We start from the raw sequence: 17,445 nt of genomic DNA on the forward strand, positions 1-17,445 counted from the left end.
GTCACAGACAGCCATGCTCGCAATGGCTGTCTATTTCCCCGGTTCAGCGCATGACTTCCCCAGTTTTCCGAAAATGTAATCCGCAAACAGGCTGACTTTCGCCGGGATGTGACGGGTGGCCGGATACAGCATCCACAAGTCTCCGGTATAAAAGGTTTCAAATTCCCAATCCGGCAGCACCTGAACAAGGCTGCCCTGTGCGATAGCTCCCTCGGCAACAAAGATGGGCAAACTGGCAATGCCAATCCCCTGCTCTGCGGCTTCCAGCCGGACTCTGGAATGATTCGCCCGGTATCTACCGGTCACGGGCACCGTCACTTTGCTCTCGCCCCGGCGAAACCGCCATTTTGAATCGGCTTCATTCTCGCCCAGAGAAATACAGCTGTGCCGGGACAGTTCTTTCGGATGCTGCGGCACCCCTTTCTGATCCAGATACGCTGGCGAAGCACAGAGCACATGCACGATTGGCGTCAGGCTCCGGCCAATCAATCCTTGCGGCGGCTGACGGGTGATCCGAAACAGAATATCGATTTCCTGTTCAATCAGATCCAGCGCCTGATCATCCAGCACCAGATGCACATCAATCTCCGGATACAAGTGAAGAAACTCAGCAATGTAAGGATGGATCAGGGAGTGCGCGACCGCCTTGGGTGCCGCCACTTTCACCACGCCCCGGGCAGAGCTGTCCTGACTTTCGCACAGCGCCAGCACTTCCCGTGCGGTGTCATCCAGCTGAAGACAGCGCTCGTAAACCGTTCTGCCCGTCTCGCTTAAGCGTAATTTCCGGGTGGTTCGCTGCAACAGGCAGACGCCCAGTTGCTTTTCCAGTTGCTTAATCGACCGGCTGATCGCCGACGGCGAGACCCCCAGCAATCGGGCTGATTCCGAGAAGCTGCCGGTTTTCACCACGGAGACAAAAATCGCCATATCCTGCATTAAACCAATATGTTTATTGCTGCTCATGCCGTCTCACATTCGTGCGCGATGCGCAAAAGTTATTTGAATTGATGACCGATTATCATAGGTGTCCGGGATGATTACAATATTTGACTTCAGAATCTGTCCAAGGAACACGGAATCCCACGATGACCACGCAAGCCATTTATCTCAGCTCTGATAAATTACACGGTGATGCCGAGTTAATTGCCTGTTTTCAGGATGGCGAGCATTGGATTGCCGTGCTGGACCAGACGCTGTTCCATCCTCAGGGCGGTGGTCAGCCGGGCGATACCGGACGGATCCAGACATACTGCGGCGAAGTGGCACCCGTCCTGCACACCCGTCTGGTTGACGGTGTGGTTCACCATGTGATTCCGCATGCGCTGCCGACGGGCCCGGTGACACTGGCACTGGATAAAGAACCCCGAAAAATTCACAGCCTGCTGCACAGTATCGGCCATCTGATTGGCAATATTGGTCAGCAGAATGGCTGGCACCCGGTTCGGGCACATTACTGGCCGAATGAGTGTCAGGTCGAGTTTGCGCCGGGCACCCATGTGGTCGATCTGGATGGCATGACGGTATCACAGCACCTGAGACGACTGATCGAAGCGGCGCTGCCGGTTCAGATTGAAACCCGGCCAGACGGCACCCGGTTTGTCGGGTTTGGCTGCCTCAATGCCCGGCCCTGCGATGGTACACACATCCACAATACCCGGGAAATACCGTCGGACATCGACATTTCAACTCAACTGAATCAGGGCCACCTGCAGGTGCACTATCAGATTGCGAACGCTGGCTGACACCCATTGATGGTCATGGCGCTCTGTTATCTTTGATTACACCTCCGGGATTACAGGACAGACCAGAACGTGTATCATTCGCCGGGAAATTCCGACGTGCACGGGTCCCGGTTGCTTCCGGGAACTCAAAATAACAGGAAACGCACGCGAATCATTTGGGTATACGTCCAATAAGAGGATTGATATGGCGTTCATGGATTTTGTTTCGGCCCTGCTGTTCAGCCTGGGTGTGTTAGCTGTGGGTCTGGCCGGTGGCTGTATCTTCAGTCTGCTGACCGTTCGGGAAGATGAAGTGGAAAGTGTCGCGGAAAAACGGATTGAATACGGTGTGTTCGCTTCCGCCTGTGTGGTGATTGCCGGGTTAATTCTTTACGCACTGACCTGACAGACCCCGCTCCGGTTTCACACTTTAAAAACGGGCCACCTGCGTGGCCCGTTTCATTTGAAAACACAGAATACCACACTCAAACGCTCGGTTTACCGTTCAGCCGAAACTGCCAGTTTTCCAGCTCGCCTGTTGTCAGGCGTTTCTCAATCGTACTTTTCCAGCTTTTGGACAAAGCCTGACACGCCTGTAGCTCACGCAGCTTTTCCGGGTTCATCGGATCGTTGAAATACCAGTCCAGTACCTGTTTCACGTTGAATCGTGCCTCACCGGGTCGGATCAACACCAAAGGCGCCGCTGCACTCACCTCACCCGTCTGAATCACACGATATAACCAACCGCACTTGCCTGTGGTTTGCATCACCTCAGAAAACCCCGGAACATCCCAGCGGTGATTCACTTTAAAGCACGGGGAACGCGGCTGGCTGATTTCAATGATGGCTTCTCCCCACTGGTACTGGTCGCCAATGCGGACATTCTCTTCCAGCATACCCCGTGTGCTCAGATTCTCGCCCATGCCCGGCGACGGCCACGTGCGCTCAGGATACTGCTGCTGCCAGAATGCATAGTGTTCCTGCGGATACTGGTGCAAGGCTCTTTCCGTGCCGCCATGAAATTTCGGCTCTGCGCACTCGTCGCCGACCAACCCCGTTTCAGATAAAAAGACCCGTCCCGAGACCGGCTGCTTGGCCATTGCGGTCGTAATGCCGTAGTTTTGCACCACTTTCCCGGTAAACAATCCAATCAGTGGAAAACTTTGATTTGACTGACTCAATGATTGAACTCCCTGTCATGTAAACGCACCACGGTATTCAGGCTGTTGGCGATAAAACAATTCTCATGGGCTTTCTGGTGCATCTTCGCCAGCGCTTCCTCCGAGACCGTCACTCCCGCTGCAAACGTGATCACCGGATTGAGATTGATCGCAGCCACTTTGGTTTTACCGGCCTCGTTCTGCCCCAGTTCTGCCGACACCTGATCGTCGTAACTGGCCACCGGAAGCCGCTTGAGGTGGGCTATCGCCAGAAAGGTCAGCATATGGCAGGAAGACAACGCAGCCATCAGGCTTTCTTCCGGATTCACATGCGCTGCATTTCCTTGAAAATCCGGTGCCGACGAGGCCTGTATGCTTTGTCCGCTGCCGAAATGAATCTGATGATCCCGGCTGAACGCCTCACCAGGTTGCTGACTGCCCTGCCAGCTCACTTTCACATGAAAACTCATCCCACCGCCTCCTTACTGACTATATAGATAATAAAGAAAAGGCTCCACAAGGGAGCCTTCATCATTACAATTCGAAATCACCGAGCGCATCGGCTTCGACCTGGCGTTCGAGAAACGCCACCAGATCATCGTGACCACCGATGTATTTACCGTCCAGAATGATTTGCGGCACGGTACGAACGGTCGTGTTGGCCACCTGCTCAATGAAAGCAATCATCTCTGTTTTTTCCAGATCCTGACCCAGTACCAGTGTGGTGTAGTCTGTGTCGCGATCATCCAGAATCGCTTTTGCTCGCACACAATAAGGGCAGTTTGGCTGCGTGATCACCAGATTCTGAATCTGGCTCAGGGCTTCAATCGTCATACAGTGCTGTCTCTGTTCGGGTGTCGGAAGAACGGTAAGATAATGCAAAGTGCAGCCGGAGTAAAACCCGATTGCCCCAGCTGTCGGTTTTGTCGTCTTTCAGGCCTGAATCCGGATTGGAATCCGCCGGCGACCAAAGCGTTGACCGGGTGTCGTAAAGCGACCCGCCAGCAAATACCCGCAGTGGCGGCATCGCCCCTGCTCCGTGAGTGCATCGTTCCCCAGCGCATACCAGTTCCGTTCAATCACAGTCGCACCGCATCCCGGACAATAAGTGCTGTCGCCTGCCGCATCAAAAATATTTCCGACATACACATAATTCAGTCCCTGATTCAGGGCGATCTGTCTCGCACGCTGCACCGTTGCCGGGGGTGTTTTCGGCTTATCCATCATTTTAAAATCCGGGTGAAAGGCGCTGAAATGCAAAGGGATGTCCGGGCCGAGATTCGCCATGATCCACTGACTCATTGCTTCGATTTCGGCAGCACTGTCATTTTCGCCGGGGATCAGCAGGGTGGTGATTTCGAACCACACCCGGGTTTCGTGCCGGAGATACAACAATGTATCCAGTACAGGTGCCAGATGTCCGCTGCAAATCTTGTGATAAAAATGCTCCGAAAAGGCTTTCAGATCGATATTCGCGGCATCCATTTTCTGATAGAAAGCCTGCCGAGGCGCATCACAGATATAGCCCGCACTGACAGCAACACTATGAATGCCATGGGCATGGCAGGCATCGGCACAGTCCATGGCGTATTCCATGAAAATCACCGGATCGTTATAGGTGAAGGCGATGGAATCGCAACCATACTGCTGTGCGGCCCGGGCGATCTGTTCCGGCATCGCAGTGGCACCCAGCGTATCAATTTCCCGCGACTTGCTGATGCTCCAGTTCTGACAGAATTTACAGCCCAGATTACACCCGGCGGTCCCAAACGACAGGACTGAACTGCCCGGGTAGAAATGATTCAGCGGTTTCTTTTCAATGGGATCGATACAGAAGCCGCTGGAGCGGCCATAACTGGTCAGCATAATCTGTCCATGCTCAGCTTGCCGGACAAAGCACGCACCGCGCTTCCCGTCCCGCAAGCGACAATGCCGGGGACAGACATCACAAACCACACGACCGTCTGGCAATGAATGCCAGTATTGGGTCGGCCAGACCTCCGGTGGAGACGCCGGCGTTCTGTCTGCCTGAATTGATTTGGGCAATGTCCGGGTCATGTTCACTGAACCGTCTTTTTTCCTTTCTATACTTAACTATAGATGGTCATGACCAGACGCTGAATGAAGAAAGTTTCAGCGACAGGTTGTATACAACAATAAGGACCACAGACTCATGAGCATTCGTGAACCCGCCGTAGCCGGACGGTTTTATCAGGCTTCCCCGCTCGGACTGCACCAGCAGCTCAACACCTGGCTGTCTGCTGCACCCGACACATCCGATCCGCCCAGAGCACTCATTGTGCCGCATGCCGGTTACATGTTTTCCGGAAAAGTTGCGGCTTCAGCATACAAACAACTCAAGCGTACCGGCAGCCGATACCGTCGGGTCATCCTGATTGGGCCTAGTCACCACTTCGCTTTCGACGGCTGCGCACTGCCCGCTGATCATTTTTTCGCCACACCGTTAGGTCAACTCAAAATTGACTTACAAGGTGTTGAAAAGCTATCGCAATTGGATGATATTGGGCTATCAGATCGTATACATGAATTGGAGCATTGTCTGGAAGTACAACTTCCCTTCCTGCAAAGCTGCCTGTCGGATTTTACCCTGTTGCCCATCCTGACCAGCCGGATATCCCCGGTGCGTCTGGCCGAGATCATCGGCCCGCTCTGGCAGGATGACACGCTGCTGATCATCAGCAGCGATCTGAGCCATGACCACCCCTATGCAGATGCACAGGATATCGATCACCGGACCCTGCGTGTGATTGAAAAGTTCGATCCCTCATTAACACCCCAGCAAGCCTGCGGTTCAACCGGGATCAACACCTTGTTATTACTGGCGAAGCAAAGAGGCTATCATTTAAAACAAGTTGAATATAAAAACTCCGGAGATATGGATGCCGGAGATAAGGAGAGAGTCGTTGGATATGTCAGTTACCTCGTATCAGCCACCACAGAAACCGGCCCTGAATAAAGGAGAAATGACCCAACTGCTGGATATTGCCCGAGAGGCGATCAGCGGTCATTTTTCGGAAGATTTACCCCGGCCGCCGCAACTGGATTTGTACAATCGCAAATTGCTGGCGAATGGTGCCTGTTTCGTGACGCTCGAAGTCAATGGCGAACTTCAGGGGTGTCTGGGCACAGTGACAGCCAACGAACCTCTGGTGATTGAAGTGCACAACAAAGCGCGCGACAGTGCTTATCAGGATCGTCGCTTCATGCCGCTGACGGAAGACCAGCTGGACTCACTGACCATTGAGATTTCCGTGCTGTCTGAACCGAAATTGCTGCAGGTCGACTCTGAAGAAGCGTTACTGACTTATCTGGAAGCACATCAGGTGGGACTGATTCTGACCGAGCATCACGCGCAGGCTGTTTTCTTGCCGCAGGTGTGGGCCAAGCTGCCCAAACCGGCCAACTTTCTGAAAGCGCTGAAACAAAAGGCCGGCTGGCCGATGAATCACTGGTCGCCCAACATTCGGGTGAAAACCTTCACCACCACGCAAATCAAAGGCAAGTACATCTCACCGATTGCCTGAGTCCAGAAAACCACACCACCGCCCTCGGCGGTGGTGATTGCGAACAACCTTCATGCGGGCTGCTGCCCGCATTTTTCATCTCAACGTTGATTGCCCGAACTGGTAGGTCAGTGAAACCGTAAACTGGCTGACATCATTCACATCCAGAAAATAGCGGTTGAATTTCCCGCCCACCAGCCACTGAGGATGGAGCGGATAATCCACACCGACACTCAGATAAGGATCGACGCCCCAGTCGGATGACCGAATCGCCCCCCCCTGATATTCACTGTGATAATCAACCTCCCAGCGGTACACGCCACCGCCAATGAGCAGGCGCATCCCTTGTTCATTAAGTAACGGATAACGCACATCCACTGCCACACCGGAAGTCAGCACCGGGGTGACTTTCACCACCTGGTCATGAAAGTCAGCCGACGTTGTCCCATCCGGCAGCAATGTGGCTTTGCCTTCGCCCTGATCCTGATACCGGGCAGTCACCAGCCATTGACTGTCGAAGGCATAACCCACACCAAACGACCAGCCGTAATCACTGTCATCCTGAGACAGCACCGTGGCATTCACCGGCTGCGGATGCTGCTCGCTGGCTTTGCTTCTGCCCAGTTCAGCTTCAATGAACCAGGCGGCCTGTGAATTCGCACTCGTCAGTGCCAAAACCAGGAACGCAAGGCCCTTTCTGCGCCGCAGAACAACAGCCAGACCTGCCAGCACGCACAGCCACAGGACAGACAAGCTCCCCGCTCCCCGATTCTTCACAACATTGTCCTCACTCAGTGTGGTGGTCACTCTGACCTGCGCACGGGCCTCCAGCCCGGTTGCATCCTGTATGTGATAGGTCATCATGCTTTCTCCTTCAAACCCGGCTTCCGGGGTGAAAGTCAGCGTCTGATCACTGTTCACCCGCACGGTTCCCCGATTCGCGACAGCCGACAACACCGACAGCTGATCCCCGTCCGGATCGGAGTCGTTCCCCAGCACGGCGATCACCACCTCGGTCCGATCATTCGTTGTGGCAGTATCGTCGACGGCCACCGGATAATCGCTGTCGAGCACGGTCACTTTTGCCTGGGCACTGGCTGTACCACCCTGTCCGTCAGAAATGCTGTAGTTGATCGTGGCATCCCCAAAGAAACCATCCGGTGCCGTGAAATGCACCTGATTCGACATCAGCCCGACTACGCCAAAATCAACAGAGGACGCCATCAGCGTGAGCGGATCCTGATCCGCATCGGTATCATTTGCCAGCACATCCAGCAAGATATCGCCGTTTCGGTTCAGCAACTGATGATCGTTCACGGCGTTGGGCAACTGATTGGGCCCTGCGGGCACACCCACACCGCCCGGATCCATCACACTGCCATTCACTTCACCGTCATCATCATTGACGCCACCATCTTCAATCGTCAGTTGCACACACCAGTCCCCTTCATGCAGGCCTGCCTGCCACTGGCTGTCTCCCGGTGGCGGGCAATAACCGGCTTCTCCGGGTGCAGAAGCGATCCCGTTATTGGCATCCGTCACGAAATCCACCCATCCCTGATCTGTGGTGTATTTTCTGTACACGGCATTGGCCGGGATCGGCAACCGTTGTGGCAACACCACCTGATACTGCTGACCAGCCACGGGCAAACCCTGTGCGATGAAATCGAACAGCCCGCCAATATTGGTCACTTCTGTATCCGCAGGAATTTCACCGGTCAGCAGTTGCGCACCGCCCAGCGTATTACCGGCAATGGTCACGCCCTTGCGCAGACACACCCCCGGATCGCCTTCCAGCAGGTAACGCTCAGAGACAATGGCTTGTTCCTGAATCACATTGCAGTCAGCAATCGCATCGAGGTAATCCGAAATGCCATCCGTATCTCCGTCGGTGTAACCTTCCCGATCGTCCGGCAACAAGTCACCATCGGTATCTCTGCCATCCAGCGGGGTCAGCACCGCCGACACTTCCAGATAAACCCGCTGTTTCACCGACATGGCCGGTGCACCCGTGTCCGTGACAGTCACCGTGAGGGCATACATTCCCGGTGACAGCTGTGCGGGATCAAAGGTGAAGCGTTCGTCATCCGGGCTCAGGTCAGCCATCGCATGATCGCTGGCCTCCCATTGGTAACCGTGACTGTCCCCGGTATTAACATCACGGACTGAGGCCGTCACATTGACCTGACCACCTGAGTTTTCAATCAGATGCCGGGACTCCCCATCCTGCACCACACTCAGATCGACCGATGGCGCCACATTCCCTTCGACAATCTGCAGGACAGTGCTGGATTGACTGCCCAGATTCAAGGTCGGTGACAAGGCAATTTCCAACGTTTCCGGCGCTTCAGCAAGGCCATCGCTCAGAATGTCAAAGGTCAGCACGCCCACGGTGCCCTGCTGGATGATCACCTCGCCATCCACCAGCGTATGATCACTGCCGTCACTGGTCCCCGACACGGTATAAGGCAGACTGACCGGGTACGCAGGGGCTGGCCCGTTCAGGTAAACCCGGACCTGTTCCGTCACGCCTTCCGTCGTCACGCTGTCTTTATCAATCGACACCAATGGATACACCGTCACCTGCTGGCTGGCCTGAGATTCATGACCTGCCGCATCCACGGCTCGCCAGTACACCGTATGCTGGCCCGGACGGAAGAATGGCGTCTGATCCACCAGAGCAACCGGTAAAGCTTTCCCCTGACTGTCGGTAGCTTTGGCAACCCCAAGATTGACCCGGGTCATGAGCCCGGTCGCCATCACGGACACATCGGCTGGGGGCTGAATTACAGGCGGCTGACTGTGAGACGATGCAATCATGACTTTGACCTGACCGATCTGAATGTCCCCTTCACCATCGCTGGCCCCATATTTCAGTGCGATCGCACCCTGCTGATCCGTGGTCAGCAACACCTGTCCGTTCTGAATCGATGCGGTGCCTTTTCCTGTCGTCACCCAATGCAGGAGCAACGGATTCTGGTCGACATCTCTGTCATTGCTCAGCACATCCAGGTAATACCGGCCATCGGCACTGGCGGTCAGCTGATAGCTGTCCGACACAATCACGGGCAAATCATTCTCCGGGGACACCGTAATTGACACGGTGTACACCGCTGACAGCCCCTCCCCATCGGTGACCTGATAAGTGAAGCTATCCATGCCAAAGTAATCGGCCTGCGGCGTATACAGCCAACCGCTACCTTGCTGCGTCAGACTGCCATGCTGAGGCGACGCCCCAAGCACCAGGCTCAGGGAAACACTGTCGACGTCCGTCATGGTGGGCAGAATTGCGAGATTCTGATCCTCCGCCAGCGTCACCGTCATGTCTTCACCCACCGGCGCATCGTTCACATTGACCACGGTAATGCTGAATGCAGGCAGTGACACGTTTTCCGTGCCATCCGTCACGCTGATCATCACGCCACTGCTTGTGCCGACATGACTGTTGTCCGGCGTTCCGGAAAGCTGACCGTTCTGGCTGTTGAAAGTGGCCCAGACCGGCAGATTCTGAATGCTGAAGGTCAGTGCATCTCCATCTATATCCGTCACCTGAGGCAAGAAGCCGTAGTGACTGTCTTCCAGGACTTCCGTGGGCGGCAGCCCCGTCAGGACAGGCGCATCATTCACGTTATTCACCGTAATGGTGAACGCTGGCAGTGATGCAGACTGATCCCCGTCACTGACGCTGATCAAGACGTTGGGATACTGGCCGACGGCATCGTTATCCGGCACACCGGACAAACGGCCCGTCTGCGGATCAAAGCTGGCCCAGGCAGGCAGATTCGTGACACTGAAGGTCAGCCCGTCATTTTCAATGTCCGATGCCGTGGGCTGGAATGCATAAGTCTGATCCTGATCCACACTGAGCGAAGGCGTGCCAATGATGGTCGGTGCATCATTGACCGTATCGACAATCACAGACACGGTCGCAACGTTCGAGGCACTGCCCTCGTTATCCGCAATCGTATAGGTAAAGCTGTCGTTTCCGGACTGATTCTCATCCGGGGTATAGCGCAGACTGCCGTTCCCCAAATCCTGCAATTGGCCCATCTGTGGCGGCGTCTGAATCTGAATAGCATTCAGATCCAGCGTCCCGTCCAGATCGCTGTCATTACCGCTGACCGCGATATCAACCGGGGTGTCCTCCTGCGTCGTCGCCTGATCGGCATTGGCCACCGGCGCATCATTCACTGCCTGAACCGTCATGGTCACGGTCGCGATATTCGACCATGCCTCCAGATCATCTTTCACCCGATAAGTGAACTGATCCTCACCGCTGAAATTCGCTGCCGGGGTATAGACCACCGCACCATTGCTTTCAACGGTCACGCTGCCCTCGCCAGGTTGGGTGTCAATCGTCAGTGTTCCGGCCTGAATCGTGCCATCAATATCCTGATCATTCCCCAGCACATTCACCGTATGAGGCGTATCTTCCAGCAGCGTCGCGGTATCATCCGCGACCACAGGCGCATCGTTGACGCTGGCAACTGTGACAGACACCGTTGCTGGCTGAGACGTTGCCCCCAGGTCGTCCTGCACCACATAAGTGAAGCTGTCGCTGCCAAAGAAATTCGCACTGGGTGTATAGGTCACCCGTCCATTGGCATCAATGCTGGTCTGCCCGTGCTGGGGCTGCGTGATCACCTGTACCGTACTGACATTGAGTGAACCGTCGATATCACTGTCATTGGTCAGCACATCAATCACACCACTTTCATCCTCATTCGTTGCCAGACCATCCGCCACCGTAATCGGGGCATCATTCACCCCTGCCACGTTCACCGTCACCTGAGCGGTATTCGACACCAGCCCTGTGCTGTCCTGTACGGTGTAACTCAGGGTATCCGTGCCTACATAATTCGCCCCCGGCTGATAGTGAATCTTGCCGTTCTCAACCGTCGCGGCACCATGGGTGGGCTGTGTCACCACAGTCAGCGAAGCTGCGTTCAGCGTATCCCCGGTATCCACATCGCTGTCGTTCGCCAGCACATCCAGCACCACCAATGTATCTTCATCTGTGCTGCCGACATCAGCCGTTGCCACCGGCACATCAGCGACAGGTGTCACGGTCACGGTGACTGTCGCCGGCGAAGAGACCGCGCCGTAGATATCCTGAACCTGATAGGTCAAGGTGTCTGTCCCGGCGAAATTTGCATCCGGCGTATAGGTAATCGTGCCTGTCCCGGTATTGATGCTGGTGGCACCATGCAAAGGTGCTGTCACGACGGTGACACTGGCCGGGTTGAGATCGCTGTCTGCATCGCTGTCGTTCGTCAGAACATCGATTGCCATCAGATTATCTTCCGCGACAGAAGCGGTGTCATCCGTCGCAACCGGTGCGACGTTGGCAATGGTGAAGTTATAAACCGAATCACCGCTGATACCGGCAAAGGCATTGCCCGCCATATCGGTTAACGCAGCGTTCGTCATGGTGACGTAGTAAGCATGTGTCGGTGTGAAAGTGGTCGTCGGATCCACCACCAGCTGATTGCCGGAAATGCTCACCTCGGCGTCAGACATCGCGTATGTCACCAGCGTGGTTGCATCCGTGGCATCGATCAGACTCAGCGTGCCAGAGGAATCGCCGGTCTGAATGTCCTCGCTGAAAGTCAGGGTCAGATTGCTGTTGTAGCTGACGTTCGTCGCATCATCAGCCGGATTGAGCTGGGTGATATAAGGCGCGGAGCCGTCATAGCTCACCACCAACTGAGTCGCAGCCAGATTTCCGTTGCCATTTGGATCGGTAAACCGGCCACTGGCGATATCCAGCGTGATATTCCCGTCGGCCACCGGCGTCAGCGTTGCACTAAAGCTGCGCCCATTTCCGGTAAAGCCCGACAAGGTCCCGCCACTCACCGTGACATCTGCCGCTTCAAAATCTGTACTGTCTTCGGTCAATGAAAAGGTGATGTTCGCGGTTTCGCCCTGTTTCAGCGCGGATTTGTCCGAGCCGATGGTCACACTTGGCAGTACAGTATCCACACTGAGAGCAAGCTGGACAGCGGCTGTATTGCCATTCCCTGCGGCATCGGTAAACCTGTTCGCCGCAACGTCGATGGTGCCGCCCGTCGTACTGTTCGCGTCAGGTGTGAAGGTCGCACTGTAGCTGGTGCCACTGCCAGTGAAATTCGCCAGCGCACCACCGGAGACAATCACATCTCCGGCGGCAAAATCGCTGCTGCTTTCGCTCAGCGTAAAGGTCAGGGTCGCAATTTCGCCCTGCTTCAATGCTGTTTTATCGCTGGAGATATTTACCGTCGGCAACTGCGTATCCACACTGATTGCCAACTGAGAAGCCGCTGTGTTCGTGTTTCCTGCAGCGTCGGTAAAGACACCCGCGGCCACATTCACCGTCGCGCCCGCCGTACTGTTCGCGTCAGGTGTAAAGGTCGCACTGTAGCTGATGCCACTGCCGGTGAAATTCGTCAGCGCACCACCGGAGACAATCACATCTCCGGCGGCGAAATCGCTGCTGCTTTCGCTCAGCGTCAAGGTCAGGATCGCAGTTTCGCCCTGCTTCAAAGCTGTTTTATCGCTGGAGATATTTACCGTTGGCAACTGCGTATCCACACTGATTGCCAACTGAGAAGCGGCTGTGTTCGCGTTTCCTGCGGCGTCGGTAAAGACACCCGCGGCCACATTCACCGTCGCGCCAGCCGTGCTGTTCGCGTCAGGTGTGAAGGTCGCACTGTAGCTGGTGCCACTGCCGGTGAAATTCGTCAGCGCACCACCGGAGACAATCACATCTCCGGCGGCAAAATCGCTGCTGCTTTCGCTCAGCGTAAAGTTCAGCGTCGCAGTTTCGCCCTGCTTCAAAGCTGTTTTATCGCTGGAGATATTTACCGTTGGCAACTGCGTATCCACACTGATTGCCAACTGAGAAGCGGCTGTGTTCGCGTTTCCTGCGGCGTCGGTAAAGACACCCGCAGCCACATTCACCGTCGCGCCCGTCGTACTGTTCGCGTCAGGTGTAAAGGTCGCACTGTAGCTGGTGCCACTGCCGATGAAATTCGTCAGCGCACCACCGGAGACAATCACATCTCCGGCGGCAAAATCGCTGCTGCTTTCGCTCAGCGTAAAGGTCAGCGTCGCAATTTCGCCCTGCTTCAAAGCTGTTTTATCGCTGGCAATATTCACCGTTGGCTGAACCGTATCTACCGCAATACTGAGTTGCGTTGCCGCGGTATTCCCGTTTCCTGCGGCGTCCATAAACTGATTGGCAGCCACATCAATCGTTCCGCTGGTGGCATTTACGGCAGGTGTGTAAGTCGCGGTATAGGCCGTGCCGCTGCCGCTAAAGTTTGACAGGGTGCCTCCGGCGGTTGTGACATCAGCCACAGTAAAGTCAGTACTGCTTTCACTCAGTGTGAAAGTCAGCGTCGCGCTTTCTCCGGCTTTCAGGGCTGGCTTATCGCTGCTAATCGCCACGGTTGGCCGCGCGGTATCAACAGTAATCGTCACTTGCGTGGCCGCTGTATTGGCGTTCCCTGCGGCATCGGTAAAAATACCGGCAGGTAAATCCAGAGTTGCTGTGGTTTCTGTGTCCGGATCGGGCGTAAAGATCGCAGAATAATTCAGTCCAACGCCCGTGAAATCAGACAGAGAACCACCGGAAACAACAACATCAGACACAATAAAATTAGAACTGACCTCGCTCAGTGTGACTGAAATCAGCGCCGTTTCTCCGGATTTCAAGGCAGCTTTACTGCTTGTAAAGCTTGAAATGCCCGGCAGAAGACTATCCAGCGTCGCAGTATTCGTCACAGCTGAAGCTGTATTCCCTGCGCTATCCGTTAATGTGGCAGATAACGTCAGCGAACCGTCGGACAAGCCGCTCAGATTCAGTCCCGTAACAGACTGGGATCCGCTGCTGATCGCCCCCGATCCGGTCACGTTCGATCCGCCACCGCTGGAGCTGATGGTATAGGCGAAATCTGTGCCCAGCTCCGCACCAGAGAACGTGAACGACGCACTGCCAGCATCGGTGCTGTTGTAATGCGTTTGATCGAATAAAACACTGTGCCCGGTCGGCACCGCCTGATCAATAGTGACATTGAGGGCGGCAGATGCCGGGCTGTCATTGCTCCCATCCGTCGCTGTGGCCGTGAATGCATGCGTAACATTCGATGCCAGAGCGCTGGTGGTGATGCTCCAGTTCCCTCCCGTGGCAGTCGCTGAGCCGATCTCTGTTCCCCCTGACTGGTTACTGAACAGCTTGACTGTACTGCCAGCTTCCGCAGTACCGGTAAAAGTCAGCGTGGTGAGATTCGTGAGGTTATCGCTGTCGGAGATACCACTGTCTGATCCCGAGGACAAATCCGGTGTGGAAGGTGCGGGAGGTGCGACATCATCTGCCACGGTAACCGGGAAGGTTTTTTGAAAGGTCGTCGTGCCATCGTGGGTCTGTATACAAACGTTGTAGTTCCCTGCCAACAAAGCACTCCCGGTTTCCAAAGTCGCACTGTTAATTTGGAACTGGCTGTTCGCTGCATCTGAGGTACAGCTGCCATTCGCACTGCTTCCTTGCGAAACCAGCGAATAACTGTGTGTGTCCCCGCTGTCTGTATCTGTCGTCGACAAGGTGCCCACATCGGCGCCGGATGCGGTCGCAGACTGATTGATGCTGGTTGACGTCAGGCTGATATTGGTCGGGGCGCTGTTCGTGGGGCCGGAGTTACAATCTGCATCCGTTGAACAGGACTGACCGTTTGAAATCGGACCATCGTAACAATACCCGTAATAGCATTCCCAGGCGGCCGTCATGGCTTCACCGCTGTGGCCATCCGCTCGGCTTCCCGGCCCGGCTGACAAGGGAGAGAGTTCTCCAACCACCCGTTTCGCAGTCTGAACGCCGCTTTTGAGGTGATGGGTTTGCGCCAGAAAGCTGCCCAGATCAAATTTCTGTTCGTCTGAATGCGCAGGCTCAGACTTTGCGTCATCGGGGATCGGATTTGAAGTTTCAATGGATGAAGTCTGAATCTGCCATGGTATTCCGGAAACATCGGTTTCGGCATAGGCAGGCATCAAAATCAATGGGGTGACTGCCAACCCGATCGCCAGAGAAGCCACCCAGCGGGTGGGATCGCTTTTTACCGAATCAATGGAATGACTGAATGGGAACACTTCATCCGTCCGTGTGAAGTGCTGATGCGTCGCACGGGCTAAACGCGACAAGCTCAGGTCGTTCGTCATACTCTGCCTGCAAGTTTGTGATGCAAAAAGTGCGGTTCACCCGGCGACTTCACAACACCGGACAAAACCCTCACACAACAAAAAATAAAAAAATCAATGCAACTCGTAGCAATTGAAACAGAGCTTTGACAATGTGCAAGCAGATGCTCTCAAAAACATGACATATGAGAATATTTTCTATGCAATAAACTGCTATTGCTTTCATTCAGAGTATAAAAAGATCCGATAATTCCACTGATTCTGCATCCACAATCCATGGTGTCATGCTGCCTTTCAGCACTTCGACATCATAAATCTGATTTAAATCACCGGAAAACGTCAGGTTTGCAATCACTTCACCATTTCGCAGATCCAGCGCCACCACCCCCGAAGACAAGGGTTCCCGTCGCTGATGTAAGGGCATGTCTGCATGCCGTGCTGAGCCATCTTTCGGGCGACGGACCACAGATAAGCCGACGAAGGCGACCTCCCCCATCAATGATAATCCCCGCGTGAATCCATTCAGTTCTGCCACCAGCTCCAGATCCGTCCGGGAAGCCGGAAGCCGATCTTCCCGGCATCGCCACAAGCGTCCGGTCCCGGATTCACAAAAGTACAGATAACCTTCATGAATACGAGGAGAATGCGGCAGACACAAGCCTGTCACCACAGGCTGATGTGTGGTTACAGACATAATTTCCCCGCTAAAACTGCTCACTTGGCGCCAGCGATAAGGGCTGTTTTCTTGCGAGAAATACGACACATATGCCGGGCGTCCATCTTTCATGGCCAGTCCATTCAAATGACACCGATCTTCTGGAACCAGTTCAGAAATAAAAGGAGGCATCCAGACCACCTCAAAACTTTTTCCGTGGGCCGGTCTGGCAATGCAATTAAAACGGGTATTCACCATGTACAGACCATCCGTGCCCCAGGCCATATCATGCGTGTTCAGATGCCCGGTCACGGTCGAGCCACAAGGCGAATAGACAGCATCTTTTCCGGCAGTGAGCTGTGTTGACTCACCTGCAAGCATAGCGGGATCAACCCGGCGGTAATCCCAGATTTGCTGATACGACGCCAGCGATAAACGCTGCTGATCGTCACTCAGTGCAATTCCCAGTAATCTGGGCTGGCGAACATGTTCAACAACCAGCGACTCTCCGTCCCCCCGGATGACAAACAGACAGTCAAGATTATGCGCACTCACCAGCAGGCTGCAGCGCATTGCATTGAGCAGCAGTGGAAAACGTGCACAGCTGCTCATCACATAATTCAAGGTATTCTCGTCATTCGCGTTCATGGATCACTTCCACAGAGACAAACAGGATCACATCGGCAGACCGGCATCCAGCGGCTGGACACTGGGCGGATACCAGATCATCCGCTCATACGGCGGTTCAATCTGGGTGACATGAAATCCCAGCCGGAGGTAAAGCTGCCGGGCCTGCGAATTGATTTGCTGAACCGATAGCGTCATCGGCGCTTTCAACTGGTTTGCGGAATACATAAAGGAACGGATCACCGCTTCTCCCAACCCATGCCCTCTGGCCTGTCGGGTGAACACAATATCGATCAGGTGAACCTGATCCTGAGAAAAATCCAGCACGGCACGGCCAACCGGTGACTGATGGTATTCAATGATAAAGTACATCGCGTTGGGGAATTGTTCCCCATAGCCCTGATTCATCGCCTGAAACTGCATGTCGATTAAAGATTCGATAAAATCTTGCTCGCCCTCGATCAGTCGCAAGTCATCCCGGCGCTCTCGATGAAGCTTTTCGAGAAAGATCCGATCCGCCGCCGATGAATTGGATGGGCGAACATGCAACCCGCCCGGTAATTTCAAATCCTGTTTGTCCATCTTGT

The 17,445-nt window shown here is 54.6% G+C and carries 12 protein-coding genes; 4 read left to right on the forward strand and 8 right to left on the reverse strand.

All coding sequences use genetic code 11. The features are described 5' to 3' along the window. Positions 1-30: 30 nt before the first annotated feature. Positions 31-963, reverse strand: a complete 933-nt coding sequence (locus Q4579_RS02000; RefSeq protein WP_303561232.1) for a LysR family transcriptional regulator — start codon at positions 961-963, stop codon at positions 31-33. 122 nt (positions 964-1,085) lie between these two features. Here Q4579_RS02000 and Q4579_RS02005 point away from each other — a divergent pair, with 122 nt between their 5' ends. Further along, positions 1,086-1,742: a hypothetical protein gene (locus tag Q4579_RS02005; RefSeq protein WP_303561234.1), complete on the forward strand. Its 657-nt coding sequence runs from the start codon at positions 1,086-1,088 to the stop codon at positions 1,740-1,742. Positions 1,743-1,926: 184 nt separating this feature from the next. Further along, positions 1,927-2,127 (forward strand): hypothetical protein, encoded by a 201-nt coding sequence (locus tag Q4579_RS02010; RefSeq protein WP_211645718.1) that lies wholly within the window; start codon positions 1,927-1,929, stop codon positions 2,125-2,127. 79 nt (positions 2,128-2,206) lie between these two features. Here Q4579_RS02010 and Q4579_RS02015 read toward each other — a convergent pair whose 3' ends face one another. The 4 genes from Q4579_RS02015 to amrS all read right to left on the reverse strand — a co-directional run bounded on the left by Q4579_RS02015 (position 2,207) and on the right by amrS (position 4,939). Continuing rightward, positions 2,207-2,902 (reverse strand): MOSC domain-containing protein, encoded by a 696-nt coding sequence (locus Q4579_RS02015; protein ID WP_303561236.1) that lies wholly within the window; start codon positions 2,900-2,902, stop codon positions 2,207-2,209. Further along, positions 2,899-3,351 (reverse strand): OsmC family protein, encoded by a 453-nt coding sequence (locus Q4579_RS02020; RefSeq protein ID WP_303561238.1) that lies wholly within the window; start codon positions 3,349-3,351, stop codon positions 2,899-2,901. Before Q4579_RS02020 ends, Q4579_RS02015 begins: the two co-directional genes overlap by 4 nt. Before the next feature lie 64 nt (positions 3,352-3,415). After that, complete coding sequence (locus Q4579_RS02025) at positions 3,416-3,715, reverse strand: glutaredoxin domain-containing protein (protein ID WP_211645720.1); 300 nt, start codon at positions 3,713-3,715, stop codon at positions 3,416-3,418. A 99-nt stretch (positions 3,716-3,814) separates the two neighbouring features. Then, positions 3,815-4,939, reverse strand: coding sequence for an AmmeMemoRadiSam system radical SAM enzyme (gene amrS / locus Q4579_RS02030; protein WP_303561239.1), 1,125 nt, complete (start codon positions 4,937-4,939; stop codon positions 3,815-3,817). A 115-nt stretch (positions 4,940-5,054) separates the two neighbouring features. Here amrS and amrB point away from each other — a divergent pair, with 115 nt between their 5' ends. Both amrB and amrA read left to right on the forward strand, forming a co-directional pair. After that, on the forward strand, positions 5,055-5,858 hold the full coding sequence (amrB, locus tag Q4579_RS02035; protein ID WP_303561240.1) for an AmmeMemoRadiSam system protein B: 804 nt from the start codon (positions 5,055-5,057) through the stop codon (positions 5,856-5,858). Beyond that, positions 5,812-6,426, forward strand: coding sequence for an AmmeMemoRadiSam system protein A (amrA, locus tag Q4579_RS02040; RefSeq protein WP_303561241.1), 615 nt, complete (start codon positions 5,812-5,814; stop codon positions 6,424-6,426). The genes amrB and amrA overlap by 47 nt, the downstream gene beginning before the upstream one ends. 75 nt (positions 6,427-6,501) lie before the next feature. Here the strand turns inward: amrA and Q4579_RS02045 are convergent, their stop codons facing one another. The 3 genes from Q4579_RS02045 to Q4579_RS02055 form a co-directional block, all read right to left on the reverse strand. Continuing rightward, a complete protein-coding gene (locus Q4579_RS02045) occupies positions 6,502-15,597 on the reverse strand; it encodes a tandem-95 repeat protein (RefSeq protein ID WP_303561242.1) in 9,096 nt (3,031 codons plus the stop codon). A gap of 205 nt (positions 15,598-15,802) precedes the next feature. Next, positions 15,803-16,879: a TIGR03032 family protein gene (locus Q4579_RS02050; protein ID WP_303561243.1), complete on the reverse strand. Its 1,077-nt coding sequence runs from the start codon at positions 16,877-16,879 to the stop codon at positions 15,803-15,805. A gap of 27 nt (positions 16,880-16,906) precedes the next feature. Further along, positions 16,907-17,440 (reverse strand): N-acetyltransferase, encoded by a 534-nt coding sequence (locus Q4579_RS02055; RefSeq protein ID WP_303456065.1) that lies wholly within the window; start codon positions 17,438-17,440, stop codon positions 16,907-16,909. Between the last annotated feature and the right edge of the window lie 5 nt (positions 17,441-17,445).

Source organism: Photobacterium sp. 1_MG-2023 (genome assembly GCF_030547945.1).
Lineage (GTDB): Bacteria > Pseudomonadota > Gammaproteobacteria > Enterobacterales > Vibrionaceae > Photobacterium.